We start from the raw sequence: 12724 nt of genomic DNA, 5'->3' as shown, positions 1-12724 counted from the left end.
TGGGCTGCCGGCGACACCGGACGTTCCCGCCGCGCCGGCGCCACCCAGTGTTCCGTCTCCGCCACGATCGCCGACTGCCCCGGCGGTGGACCCGGAACCACCCGAGCCGCCGAAGCCGCCGGCACCGCCGGCCGCGCCGCTGCCGCCCGCCCCGCCGATACCGGCGCTGCCCGGGTGGCCGCTGAACATGCCGCTGGCCCCGCCGTCGCCGCCATTGCCGCCGCCACCCCCCTGACCGCCGTTGCCGCCCGCGCCACCGGCGCCGCCCTTGCCACCGGCGCCCTGAACAGCGCCCCCACCGCCCATGCCGCCGGAACCGCCGTCAGCGCCGGAGCCGCCCATCCCCGCGTCGCCGCCGATGCCGCCGGCTCCGCCTTTGCCGCCATCACCGACGAACACGCCGCCGTGCCCGCCGTTGCCGCCCGCACCACCCGCGACACCATTGCCGCCGGCCCCACCCGCGACTCCGTCGCCACCCGCGCCGCCGGCACCGCCGGCCGCACCAGAGCCGCCTTGTCCGCCGTTTCCGCCCGCGGCTCCGGTGCCGCCGGTCCCGCCGGCACCACCGACACCGCCGCTGCCATCGGCACCACTGCCGTTGGCACCGCCGCCGCCTTCGCCACCTGAGCCGCCGGAACCGCCATTACCGCCGGGCGCGCCGGCGCCACCGGTACCGCCTTGACCCCCGGCCCCACCGGTACCGCCATTGCCGCCGGCTCCATTGCCTGCCGAAATGCCCGCCCCACCATTGCCGCCGTTGCCGCCGTTTCCGCCGGCGCCGCCGTCACCGCCAGGCGCGCCAACGCCGCCAGTGCCCCCAGATCCACCGGCGCCGCCGTTACCCCCTGGGTCGCCATCACCACCCTGTTTGTGGTCGGCGCCATCGCCCCCACCGCCGCCCGCGCCACCGGTACCGCCCGCCATCCCGGCTTGGGTGCCATTGCCGCCCGGGGTGCCCGGGCTTCCCGATTGCCCGCTGCCGCCACCGCTGCCTTGATTGCCGTCAGCCGCAGGGTCGACCTGGCCGGCCACGCCGGGGTTGACGCCGGTTGCGCCGTTAATTCCGGCTACGCCCTGGCCACCCTGGCCGCCGGCACCCCCGGAGCCGAACAGGTTGGCACTGCCGCCGTTACCACCGTTTCCGGCGGCGACGCTGGGCACCGTCAAGCTTCCAAAGGTGAAGCCCGTTACCCCATTTCCACCTGACCCGCCGTCACCGCCGTTGCCGTACAGCTGTCCACCGTTACCCCCGGCACCGCCGGCCGCGCCCGCACCGCCCGCCCCGCCGGTTCCCCCGTTGCCGATCCAACCGGCGGCCGCGCCGTTACCGCCAAGCCCGCCGGGCCCGATGGCCCCGCCGTCGGCGCCGGCCCCACCGGCTCCGCCGGCACCGCCATTGCCGTACAGCGTTCCGCCGGCACCGCCGGCACCGCCGGCGCCACCGGCTCCGACGCTGAACCCCCCGGCGCCGGACCCGCCGTTGCCGCCGGTGCCGCCGTTGCCGATAAGCCCGGCGGCGCCGCCATGTCCGCCGAGTGCGCCGGCGCCGCCGCCCAGGCCGCCCCCGCCGTCACCTGCGGCTCCGCCGACCCCGCCGTTGCCGTAGAACATCCCGCCGGCACCGCCGTCGCCGCCGGCGCCCGCGTTGGCACCGGAACTGCCGCCAACACCTCCGTTCCCGCCGACCCCGCCGGCCCCGCCAGACCCGATGAGCCCGGCGGCGCCACCGTTACCGGCCGCACCGCCGGCGCCACCGAAGCCGGTGAAGAACTCGCCTTGGCCGGCCCCGCCGGTACCGCCGTTGCCCCCCGCGCCACCGGCACCGATGAGGCCGGCCCGCCCGCCGGCACCGCCGATTCCACCGGCACCCCCGTGGCCGCCGATGCTGGTGTTGTTCACGCCCGCGCCGCCGTCCCCGCCGGCCCCGCCGTTACCGAACAGCCACCCGCCGGCTCCGCCGTTACCTCCGGCCTGACCCGGGCGCCCGGCCGCGCCGGCCCCGCCGTTGCCGTACAGCAGCCCGCCGGGCGCCCCGTTGCCACCGGGCGTTGTCGCATCTGCGCCGTTGCCGATCAACGGCCGGCCCAGCAAAGCCATGGTTTGCGCGTTGACCGCGTTCAGGGTATCGGTGGCCGCATACGAGCCGCCGGCAGCCGACAACGCGCGCACAAACCGGTCGTGAAAATTCGCCAGTTGGGTGCCGAGATCCTGATATTGCAGAGCGTGCGCGCCGAAGAACGTCGCCAGGGCGGCCGACACCTCGTCGGCCGCAGCCGCTTGCAGGTTGGTGGTCAGGGTCGCCGCTGCGGTGTTGGCGGCGGTGATCTTCGCCCCGATACCCGCCAAATCCGATGCCGCCACGGACAACATTTCCGGCGCAACCGTCAATTGCGACATCGCCGACCTCCCAACGCTCGCACTTTGTCCCAAACCGTGCCGGGGCAGGCTTGAGCAAACGTTGGCTAACGATTGAATCCTCAGAAATCGAGGCCGGAATACATCAACTTGCCGGGGTCGTAGGTTTGCCGCACGGTGGTCAGCCGTGCCAAGTTCGAGCCGAAATAGCGGGCGGCAGGGGTGTTGGGCTCCAAGTAGTTGACATAGCCGCCGACCGAAAACTGTTGCACCGCTTGGTGTGCCGCACTCAACCAGGTGTTGGCGGTCGACACCTGGGCGCTGCTGGGGGTGTTGACGTACCACTGCACCACAGCGGATTGCCGGCGCCACGGGAAAGCCGAGCCGGCCGGGTCGACGTCGCCGACTGCGCCGCCGAGGGAGTCGATGAGCGCCGACGCCCGGCCGGCGGCGGGCGGCCACTTGCCGATGGCGGCGACGACGGCCTGGGCGGCGGCGGAATTCATCGTGCCGATCACATCGGATCCGGCTACGAAGCCCTCCGGCGGATAGGTGGTGTTGCCGCCGGCCAGATACATCACCAGGTTCATGTGGCTGAGCGTCTTGTGCTCGACTGCGCTGGGCGCTACTGCAACGGCCGACTTGATCGCCTCGGCGACCGACGGGCCGGACCCGGCCGGGCATGTCGCCAGCACATGGCAATTTGCTCCGCTATCCCCTCGGGCCCCACCACCTACCGCCAGATCGACCAGCCCCCACACGTTGCGGTCGGCTCCGGCCAGCCAGGTCTGCCAGCCGACGAGCACCTGGGCGGCCGACGCGGGCGGGAAATCGACGCGGACGACGTCGGAGTCGGCAGTGGCGAACGTCTGGAACGTCAATGACGTCGTCACCCCGAAGTTGCCGCCCCCGCCACCGCGCAGGGCCCAGAACAGATCGGCATGGTCGTCGGCCGAGGCGGTTACCGACTCGCCGCTGGGCAACACCACCGTCGCCGACCGCAGCGCATCACAGGTCAAGCCGGCGTGGCGGGTGTCGGCGCCGATCCCGCCGCCCAGCGCCAAGCCGGCGACGCCGACGGTTGGGCAGCTGCCGGTGGCGATGGCCCGGCCGGCGCCGGCCAATGCCTGGTGCACGGCATACAGGTCGGTGGCCGGCGGCACCGTGACGTTACCGGTGGCGGCGTCGAAGTTCACCCCGCCGGGCAGGCCACGCAGGTCGAGCACCATGGCGCCGCTGGCCGTCGACGCGCCGATGTAGGAATGTCCGCCGCCGCGCGGGGCGAGCTTCAGCTTGTTGGCGGCGGCGAACGTGACCGCCTTCTGGACGTCTGCCGGCGAGGTGACCGTCACCACCGCCGCCGGGCTCAGGCCGTTGTAGTTGGCGTTGAAGATCTGCTTTCCGCTGGTGAACGAGCCGCCGTTGGCCGGAAGCAGCACCTGTCCGCCGATTGAGGAAGCCAGGCTCGCCCACCCGGGGCCCGGATCCGCGCGCGCCCACGCCGCTGGAAACACCGCCGAAGTCGCCAACGCTCCGAGTGCGCCGCGCAAGAACTTCTGGCGAGAGATCATGGGCCGCAGCGTGCCGTGATCGCGCCGGTTCGAGGCTGCAAAACGCCGTCGAACGCAAACCTTTACATCATCGTGTTCTCAATGTGACGGGCGTGTAGCAGGGTTCTCCAGATGAATCTATGGCGCCATCAGCCCCTGTCTGTCCGTCTGCTGGCGACGTGCGCAGGCGTTCTCACCGCCGCGGCGGCATTAGCGGCACCAGCCGAGGCGAACCCAGTCGACGACGCATTCATCTCCGCGTTGACCAACGCCGGCGTCAACTACGGCGACCCGATCAACGCCGAAGCGTTAGGCCAATCCGTGTGCCCGATGCTGGCCGAGTCCGGCGGGTCGTTCAATTCGGCGGCGGCCAGTGTCGTCGCGCGCACCCAGGGCATGTCCCAGGAGATGGCCGAGACCTTCACCAGCATCGCGATTTCGATGTACTGCCCTTCGGTGATGGCCGACGTCGCCGCGGGAAAGCTGCCCGGCGCCTTACAACAGATACCTGGCCTGTCACAGATACCAGGCCTGCCGGGGTCCTAGCCCGTCCCCAGCGGGTCGATCGTTGAGGCGATGTAGACCATCGCGGCCCCCACTGCCGCCGTTGTCAGAAAGTCAGTTCCCCGGCTGCGCACCACCAGCAGCCCAGCCCGCTCGTCGGGCAGCGCCAACCGCAGGACCGCGGCCACCCCGACACCGATACCGATGAGCAGCGCGCCGCGACGCCAGAAGTTGGCCCCGGCCAGCGCGAAGCCCACCACGAAGATCAGCCCGACGACCAACACCGGCCATTGGGCGCGCACCGCGCGCCCGAGGATGGCGCGTACCGTCATCGGTGTTGGGGCCGTTCGGCCAGCTCAACCACGTTGGTCAGCAAAAACGCCCGGGTCAGCGGGCCGACGCCACCGGGATTGGGTGACACATGACCGGCCACCTCCCATACGCCGGGATGCACGTCTCCGGTGAGCTTGCCGTCCACCCGGCTCACGCCGACGTCGACGACGGCGGCCCCCGGGCGCACCATGCCGGGCGTCAGCATGTGTGGCACCCCGACGGCGGCCACGATGATGTCGGCCTGCCTGGTCAGCGCCGCGAGGTTGCGAGTTCCGGTGTGGCACAACGTAACCGTGGCGTTCTCGGAGCGGCGGGTGAGCAACAGCCCCAGCGGGCGGCCCACCGTCACCCCGCGGCCGATCACCACCACATGCGCCCCGGCGATCGGTACGTCGTAGCGGCGCAGCAGGTGCACGATGCCGCGTGCGGTGCACGGCAGCGGTGCGGGCATGCTCAGCACCAGCCGGCCCAAGTTGGTCGGGTGCAGACCGTCGGCGTCCTTGTCCGGGTCGACGCGCTCGAGCGCCGCGTTTTCGTCCAGATGCTTGGGCAGCGGCAGCTGCACGATATAGCCGGTGCACTCGGGGTTGGCGTTGAGCTCGTCGATGGTGTCGTTGAGCGTTTCGGCGCTGATATCGGCGGGCAGGTCGCGGCGGATCGAGGTGATGCCGACCTTCGCGCAGTCGGCGTGCTTGCCGCGGACGTAGGCGTGCGACCCGGGGTCGTCGCCGACCAGGATGGTGCCCAGTCCGGGCGTGCGGCCCACCGCGGTCAATGCGGCGACCCGCTCTTTCAGGTCGACGAAGATCTCGTCGCGGGTGGCCTTGCCGTCCAGCGTTATTGCGCCCACGGCAGACAGTCTGGCACGCCGCGAGCGTACGCTCCCGTTATGTCCACCACTCCGGACGTGTTCAGCCCGGCCAAACTCGGCCCGGTCACCCTGCGCAACCGGATCATCAAGTCGGCGACGTTCGAGGCGCGCACGCCGAACGCGCTGGTGACCGACGACCTGATCGAGTACCACCGGTTGCCGGCCGCCGGCGGGGTCGGCATGACCACCGTCGCCTATTGCGCCGTCTCCCCCGGCGGCCGCACCGAGGGCAACGGGCTGTGGATGCGCCCGGAGGCGGTCCCCGGGTTGCGCCGGCTCACCGACGCGATCCACGCTGAAGGCGCGGCGATCAGCGCGCAGATCGGCCACGCCGGTCCGGTCGCCAACGCCAAGACCAACAAAGCCACGGCCTTGGCGCCGGTGCGGTTCTTCAATCCGATCGGGATGAGGTTTGCCAGGAAAGCGAGCCGCCGCGACATCGACGACGTCCTGGCCGCCCACGCCAATGCCGCCCGGCTGGCCGTCGAGGCCGGGTTCGACGCCGTCGAGATCCACCTCGGCCACAACTACCTGGCAAGCTCGTTTCTCAGCCCGCTGATCAACCGGCGCGACGACGAGTTCGGCGGATCGCTGGAAAACCGGGCCAAAGTCGCCCGGGGGCTGGTGCACGCGGTTCGTGGCGCGGTTAAAAACCAGATCGCCGTCACCGCCAAACTCAACATGGCCGACGGTATCCGCGGCGGTATCAGCACCGAGGAGGCGTTGATCACCGCCAAGTGGCTGGAGGAAGACGGCGGGCTGGACGCCATCGAACTGACTGCGGGCAGCTCGCTGGTCAACCCGATGTATCTGTTCCGCGGCGACGCCCCGATCAAGGAGTTTGCCGGTGCGTTCAAGCCGCCACTGCGCTGGGGCATGCGCATGACCGGGAAGAAGTTCCTGCGCGAATACCCCTACCGTGAGGCCTATCTATTGCGTGACGCCAAGCTGTTCCGGGCCGAGCTCAAGATGCCGCTGATTTTGCTGGGCGGCATCACCAACCGGGACACGATGGACCTGGCGATGGCCGAGGGATTCCAGTTCGTCGCGATGGCGCGGGCACTGCTCGCCGAGCCCGACCTGATCAATCGGATCAAGGCCGACGAGGCCGGGCACACCGTGAAATCGGCCTGCACACACTGCAACCTGTGCATGCCCACCATCTACAGCCGCACCCGATGCGTGGTCACCGGCGCGCCGGACCCAGGGCGCCCACTTCGATAGCGGGCAGCCGGTCGTCGGCTGCCGCGACGGCGAACACAGTGGCGGCGGTGTAGAAGGCCTCCTCGCTCATCAGGCCGCGTTGAGCCAGCTCGATGCAGTCCACCTCGGTGCGCCATCGCTTGGCAAACAGACTCTTCAGTTGCTTCGGGTCGGGGCGGTGCAGGTTCAAATGCGGCTTTTGGCAGGCTAATTCGTCGCGTCTGGCCAGCGCTTGGGCCGCCGCTGTCCGCCACCGCGGCAGCCGCGGGTCCGCACGCAGCAGGTCGAGAAAGTGCTCGATTGCCGGCAGCGCGCGGGTAATGAACAAAGTGCGGGTGAGCAGCCGCGCCGAGACGGCAACCGGGTCATCGCAAAGGGTTTCGTTCTCGTGCGCGGTCAACCACTGCGTCCTGACCGGCTCCGGGAAGCCCGACTCGTCGGCAAGTCCAACGGCCACGGCATATCTGTGGGCGACGATCTCCAACGCACGCTGGTAGCTCTCGGCGCCGACCTGCCCAACGGCGAGGGACGCCTGTTCGCGAACGTCGCCGTCATGGCCGAGGTGGGTCAGCCGCCAGTGCCAAGCGGCGATCTGTTCGAGGGCGGGCAGGTAGGCCCAGCGGTCGGTGGCGCAGACGCTCAGCAACGAGAGGACATCGGTGTCGCGGACCTCGGCGGTGGTCTGGGTTTGGCCGTCGGTGGTGACAGCAACCGGAATCGTTGGCGCCCAACGCTGTTGCCAGCGCTGCGACCAGATGGTTTGTGGTGGACGAGGGCGGGCCGCGACACCGCCACGGTGGCCTTCGGCGACGCTGCGCAATGCGACCAGGGCATCGGCGTGTTTGACGTCGACCCGCAGTGCCGCTAATTGCTTTGCCGTACAACGCCTTTCGGGAATACCAGTGACGGTCAGCAGATGGTGCCAGGTGCGCGCCGTGAACGGCATGCGGCGCGCCGTTGCGACGAGTTCGGCCGCCAATCGAGCCGACAGCAATCCGGTCTCGACGGCACGCCTGAGCGTTTGGCGAATGTTTACCAGCGCGTCGACGAACACCGGATAGCCGTCTTCCGGCTCGCCGTGGACCATGCCGACTTCGTCGTCGGCGTCCAAATATCCGTCCCGGTAGCTTTCGAATACCCAACCGTAGCCTTGCATTCCGAAGGGATGGAGCTCCGCGGCGCGCAGTGCGCCCATGCTGGACGAGCCGACCACGCGAATGCCGCCGTCCAGCAAGGTCAATAACTCTTTGTGCCGTACCGGCGCGTGCTGAAAGAATAGCCCGTCAACAATCAGCAGCGTGTCGCCCGGCTGCAGCCCGTAGCACAGGGCCTCGCCGAACGAAATAGGCGGCACCACTTCGGCATCGGGCACGACGGCGTGGATATCGCCGGCGCTGATGGTGGGCCCGGCGGTTACCACGATTCGGCCGGCGCGCGTCATGTCAACTCTTGCAAGGGGGTGCGCATCGGGGAACCGTGTGCCGCCGTCAGGCCCGGCGCGAGGACCTTCACCACCGGGACACAGCTGCCGGCAAGATTGCACACCACCGCCAGCGGCTCGGTTCCCGACACGGCGGCCACCGCCGTTGCCGCCGTAGCCAACAGGTCACTGAGCGAGCCGGTGCCGGAAACGTGCCATGGTGTGGGTTCGGCGGCAGGCAACTGGCGCATGGTCGGCCGCAGCGGGCCGTAGGCGTGCACTCGGGCGAAGCGGTGGTACAACGCCGGCGACAGATCCTCGCGGGCTCCGCTGATCGCCGTGAGCCTCGATTGCGCGGCTTCGGTGATCGCCCGGGACAACGCCACGTTGGGATCGTGGTGCAGACCGAAGCCGCTGAACGGCACGCCGAGCATGCGCGAACACAGTTCGGCGGTAAAGCAATAGAAGCCGTCCCACGTGTCGGTCCGCGCTATCTTCAGTTCGCTTCCGGCCTGGTGAATCAGGTCGATCAGCTCGGCGCACCGGGAGCCGGCGACGTCGTCCAGAGGCACCTCGAATAGCGTGGTTCCGGGTACGCCGGCGGCCATGGCGTGGCGTTCCATTACTTCGTACAGCGCATGCAGACTTGCCTCCCAGTAGCTGTTGCCGGAGGCCAGCCCTGTGGTGTCCATCGAGAACAGCGGTGGGTCCCAACGGTTTTCGACCGCGGCATTGACCAGAACGGCCTCCCACGGCACCCAGGTCTGGCGGCCGGTCAACAGGGTCGTCGCGGTCATCCAGTGCAGCCTGGCGCCGGGATGGTAGAAGCTGCGCGCCGGCCGCAGCAGCTGCGCGGGATCGTAGGTCAGTGCGTGCGCGATCTCGGTTGCGCTCATGGAAAACAGTTCGGGTGTGACGTTTTCGGCGTGCCAGATTTCCAACGATTCCATGACCGCAGAAACTTGGGCGGCGCGGTAGGTTGCTGCCTTGCCCTGGCTGACCGACAGCGTCAGGGAGGCGGGCCGCACCGCCTGCACGGTGGGAATCCCGAGATCATCGAGCCAGGTGAGGTCGGCAACGCGGGTGATCCCCGCCGGCCGCAGCATCGGCTGCACTGCCTGCCAGGTCTGCTCGGGAGAGATGATGCGATAGGTCCCCGCCCGGTGGGCGATGGTGGTGGGGTCGGCGTGGCCCAGTACCCGCGTCGGCCACTGCGACCAATCCGGGCCCACGGTGGCCAAGGCACATTCAGACATGAGAGCACGTCCTCGAGTTTCGGGCGATTGAGGTCGGGTTGACGCGACGTGGACTCCGTCGTTACTTACCGCGCGAGAACCTTGATGCGAGAACAAAATTGGAGGGTGCAGATGGGGGTTCGTTGCCTGACAACAAGCCCCCACCAGCGCCATCCTTGGACTACATCGCAGCTTTAGTCGATGCAGTCCCCGTTGAACCAGTAGCAGACATAGTGGAGCCGGTACGTTGCCTCGTCTTCGATGAACAGAAGTTCGTGGGACATGGAATCACCTCCTTTCCTGCCGATGAGCGGTTACCGCATATCGCACCGCACTCAATCGACCACAGTGTCTACCGTGAAAGCGGTTACGCAGACTGCCAACGCATACGAGGACTCGTTCTCGGCGAACAGGGCTTCGTGGGACACGTCGTGATCCTTCCGTCAGTTCCGATGCGGTGGCGAGACAAAGGATGCCTGCGGCCAGCGCCAGGCGTCTAACACTTATTGGCTTAAGTCCCATAACAAAGATTTATCGAGCCAGGTCATCGGCGATGGATCGGCCCTCCGCCGGGCCGAACCCGGCGGAGGGCAACACAAACCCCAGCCTTAGATACAGTTAATTCGATGCCCCCAACAGCCCCGCCAGCGCTGACCGTTCGTTATGACGGGTCGGAACGAACCTTCGCGGCGGGCCATGACGTTGTCGTCGGCCGCGACCTGCGTGCCGACCTGCGGATCACCCATCCGCTGATCTCGCGCGCGCACCTGCTGCTGCGCTTCGATCAGGGCCGCTGGCTGGCCATCGACAACAACTCGCTGAACGGGACATTCGCCAACGGTCGGCGGGTGCCGGTCGTCGACATCCAGGACGGCCAGTCCATCAACATCGGAAATCCCGACGGGCCGCTGCTGAGCTTCGAAGTCGGGCGGCACCGCGGCATGGCCGGGCGGCCACCGCAGACCGAATCGATGCCCATTGTGCAGCCGGCCGCGGCGGGGCCCGCGGCGCCCTCGGCCCCTTGGCCGCCGGGTCCGCCCGGGCCGCCCGGACCGCCGCCATCCGGCCGGCAACCGAATAACTGGGGCCCGCCGCCCACCCGCACCCATCCCGGCGCCGGCCCCCCGCCACCGGCGGGCAAAACGGGTCAACCGATGTATCCCAGCAGCTCGGCGCCGTGGCCGTCCGGACAGCCCCCGGCGCCGTCGCGTCCCGGGCCGCATGCCCACATATCGCCGAACGCCGTCAAGCCGCCCGACTCGGGCAACATCGCCACGAAGATGATTCAGGCCCTGCTGACCCGCACCGGCTCGCACGAGAAGCCGCCGGGTTCGGTCACCATCGGACGCTCCACCGACAACGACATCGTCATCCAGGACGTCCTGGCCTCGCGCCACCACGCATTCTTGAACCTGACCCCGCTGGGCGCCGAGATCCGCGACGCCCAAAGCGTCAACGGCACCTTCGTCAACGGCGTCCGGGTGGGGTCGGCGATCCTCAGCGAAGGCGACGTCGTCACCATCGGCAACGTCGACCTGGTCTTCAGCCGGGGCACCCTGGTCCGCCGCACCGAAGCCGCCACGCGCACCGGTGGGCTGGAGGTCAATGCGGTCACGTTCACCGTCGAGGGCGGAAAGCAACTGCTCGACCACATCACGCTGACGGCCCGCCCCGGCACTCTGACGGCAATCATCGGCGGCTCGGGCGCGGGTAAGACCACGCTGTCGCGGCTGATTGCCGGTTACACCAGCCCCACCTCCGGCACCGTGACCTTCGAGGGCCACAACATCCACGCCGAGTACGCGTCGATGCGCAGCAGAATCGGCATGGTCCCCCAGGACGACGTGGTGCACCGCCAGCTGACCGTGAACCAGGCGCTGGGGTATGCCGCCGAGCTGCGCCTGCCGCCCGACACCAGCAAAGCCGACCGGGCCCAGGTGGTCGCCCAAGTGCTGGAGGAACTCGAGCTGACCAAGCATGCCGACACCCGCGTCGACAAGCTGTCCGGCGGCCAGCGCAAACGCGCATCGGTGGCACTGGAACTGCTCACCGGACCATCGCTGCTGATCCTCGACGAGCCGACCACCGGCCTGGACCCCGCGCTGGACCGCCAGGTGATGATGATGCTGCGGCAGCTGGCCGATGCCGGCCGCGTGGTGCTCGTCGTCACCCACTCGGTGTCCTACCTCGACGTGTGCGATCAGCTGCTGCTGGTGGCCCCCGGCGGCAAAACCGCCTTCCTCGGCCCGCCCAGCCAGATCGGTGCGGCCATGGGCACTACCAACTGGGCCGACATTTTCACCAAGGTCGGTGCCGACCCCGATGAAGCCAACCGCCGCTTCCTCGCCGAAAACCAGCCCCCACCGGTCGCCGCGGCCGAATCCAGCCCCGCTGACCTCGGCGAACCGGTGCACACCGACGTCGTCCGGCAGTTCTCCACGGTGGCCCGCCGCCAGATTCGGCTGGTGGTCTCCGACCGCGGTTACACGGTGTTCCTGGCTCTCTTGCCCTTCCTCATCGGCATCCTGACGCTGACCGTTCGCGGCAAAACCGGGTACGGCATGTCAGATCCGATGGGCAACAATCCCGCCCAGCCCGACCAGATTCTGGTCATGCTCAACGTCGGCGCGGTGTTCATGGGTACCGCGCTGACCATCCGCGACCTGATCGGCGAACGTCCCATCTTCAAGCGCGAACAAGCCGTCGGCCTGTCGACCGCGGCCTATATGGGCGCCAAGATCGTGGTGTTCTGTGCCTTCGCGGTGGTTCAGGCAGCGATCGCCACCATCATCTCGGTGGTCGGCTGGGGCAAGCCGCTTTCCGACGCCGTGCTGCTGGGCGACGTCAGGTTCGAGCTGTTCGTCACCGTGGCAGCGACCTGTGTGGCGTCGGCGATGCTCGGCATGGCACTGTCGTCGCTCGCCCAATCTCAAGACCAGATCATGCCGATGCTGGTGGTGTCGATCATGTCGCAACTGGTGTTCTCCGGCGGCATGATCTGGGTGACCGACCGGTTCCTGCTCGACCAGTTGTCGTGGACCACGCCCGCGCGGTGGGGCTTCGCGGCGTCGGCATCCACGATCGACACCCACCGCCTGGTGCCGGGCCCAACCGACCCGAAAGACCAGCACTGGGATCACAAGGCCAGCGCCTGGCTGTTCGACATGGCGATGCTGGGGGTACTGAGCGTCGTGTACGGCGCGATCGTGTGGTGGAAGATCCGACTCAAGCGACGCTGACACGCCTAGGGTGA

8 protein-coding genes and 2 pseudogenes are annotated in these 12724 nt (G+C 68.9%); 3 read left to right on the top strand and 7 right to left on the bottom strand.

The window, feature by feature from the left end; genetic code table 11:
• Positions 1-6: 6 nt before the first annotated feature.
• The 3 genes and pseudogenes from AWC27_RS33215 to AWC27_RS32790 form a co-directional block, all read right to left on the bottom strand.
• Positions 7-2397: pseudogene (locus AWC27_RS33215) on the bottom strand (PE family protein); the annotation flags it as partial.
• Positions 2398-2477: 80 nt separating this feature from the next.
• Positions 2478-2861, bottom strand: a complete 384-nt coding sequence (locus tag AWC27_RS32150; RefSeq protein ID WP_245847166.1) for a BBE domain-containing protein — start codon at positions 2859-2861, stop codon at positions 2478-2480.
• A gap of 462 nt (positions 2862-3323) precedes the next feature.
• Positions 3324-3923, bottom strand: a pseudogene (locus tag AWC27_RS32790) (FAD-binding oxidoreductase); the annotation flags it as partial.
• A gap of 114 nt (positions 3924-4037) precedes the next feature.
• On the opposite strand from AWC27_RS32790, the gene AWC27_RS15670 reads away from it, so the two are divergent.
• Positions 4038-4451, top strand: coding sequence for a DUF732 domain-containing protein (locus AWC27_RS15670; protein WP_085671323.1), 414 nt, complete (start codon positions 4038-4040; stop codon positions 4449-4451).
• Here the strand turns inward: AWC27_RS15670 and AWC27_RS15665 are convergent.
• Together AWC27_RS15665 and AWC27_RS15660 are read right to left on the bottom strand one after the other, a co-directional pair.
• A complete protein-coding gene (locus AWC27_RS15665) occupies positions 4448-4741 on the bottom strand; it encodes a DUF3017 domain-containing protein (RefSeq protein WP_085671322.1) in 294 nt (97 codons plus the stop codon). The genes AWC27_RS15670 and AWC27_RS15665 overlap by 4 nt on opposite strands.
• On the bottom strand, positions 4738-5592 hold the full coding sequence (locus tag AWC27_RS15660; RefSeq protein WP_085671321.1) for a bifunctional methylenetetrahydrofolate dehydrogenase/methenyltetrahydrofolate cyclohydrolase: 855 nt from the start codon (positions 5590-5592) through the stop codon (positions 4738-4740). The genes AWC27_RS15665 and AWC27_RS15660 overlap by 4 nt, the downstream gene beginning before the upstream one ends.
• Positions 5593-5631: 39 nt before the next feature.
• Here AWC27_RS15660 and AWC27_RS15655 point away from each other — a divergent pair, with 39 nt between their 5' ends.
• Entirely contained in the window at positions 5632-6837 is a 1206-nt protein-coding gene (locus tag AWC27_RS15655; protein WP_085671320.1) for an NADH:flavin oxidoreductase, read from the top strand.
• Here the strand turns inward: AWC27_RS15655 and AWC27_RS15650 are convergent.
• Entirely contained in the window at positions 6800-8257 is a 1458-nt protein-coding gene (locus AWC27_RS15650) for a TfuA-like protein (protein WP_085671319.1), read from the bottom strand. The genes AWC27_RS15655 and AWC27_RS15650 overlap by 38 nt on opposite strands.
• Complete coding sequence (locus AWC27_RS15645) at positions 8254-9492, bottom strand: YcaO-like family protein (protein WP_085671318.1); 1239 nt, start codon at positions 9490-9492, stop codon at positions 8254-8256. Before AWC27_RS15645 ends, AWC27_RS15650 begins: the two co-directional genes overlap by 4 nt.
• A gap of 605 nt (positions 9493-10097) precedes the next feature.
• On the opposite strand from AWC27_RS15645, the gene AWC27_RS15640 reads away from it, so the two are divergent.
• Positions 10098-12710: an FHA domain-containing protein gene (locus AWC27_RS15640; RefSeq protein ID WP_085671317.1), complete on the top strand. Its 2613-nt coding sequence runs from the start codon at positions 10098-10100 to the stop codon at positions 12708-12710.
• The last annotated feature ends 14 nt before the right edge of the window (positions 12711-12724 follow it).

This window comes from Mycobacterium szulgai, assembly GCF_002116635.1.
GTDB classification, from domain to species: Bacteria; Actinomycetota; Actinomycetes; order Mycobacteriales; family Mycobacteriaceae; genus Mycobacterium; species Mycobacterium szulgai.
This window is presented reverse-complemented; position numbering and strand designations above follow the sequence as displayed.

Bases quoted from the DNA above. Each gene is read 5' to 3' on its own strand.
- AWC27_RS32150 (WP_245847166.1), bottom strand. From the start codon at position 2,861: ATGAATTCCGCCGCCGCCCAGGCCGTCGTCGCCGCCATCGGCAAGTGG.
- AWC27_RS15670 (WP_085671323.1), top strand. From the start codon at position 4,038: ATGAATCTATGGCGCCATCAGCCCCTGTCTGTCCGTCTGCTGGCGACG.
- AWC27_RS15665 (WP_085671322.1), bottom strand. From the start codon at position 4,741: ATGACGGTACGCGCCATCCTCGGGCGCGCGGTGCGCGCCCAATGGCCG.
- AWC27_RS15655 (WP_085671320.1), top strand. From the start codon at position 5,632: ATGTCCACCACTCCGGACGTGTTCAGCCCGGCCAAACTCGGCCCGGTC.
- AWC27_RS15650 (WP_085671319.1), bottom strand. From the start codon at position 8,257: ATGACGCGCGCCGGCCGAATCGTGGTAACCGCCGGGCCCACCATCAGC.
- AWC27_RS15645 (WP_085671318.1), bottom strand. From the start codon at position 9,492: ATGTCTGAATGTGCCTTGGCCACCGTGGGCCCGGATTGGTCGCAGTGG.
- AWC27_RS15640 (WP_085671317.1), top strand. From the start codon at position 10,098: ATGCCCCCAACAGCCCCGCCAGCGCTGACCGTTCGTTATGACGGGTCG.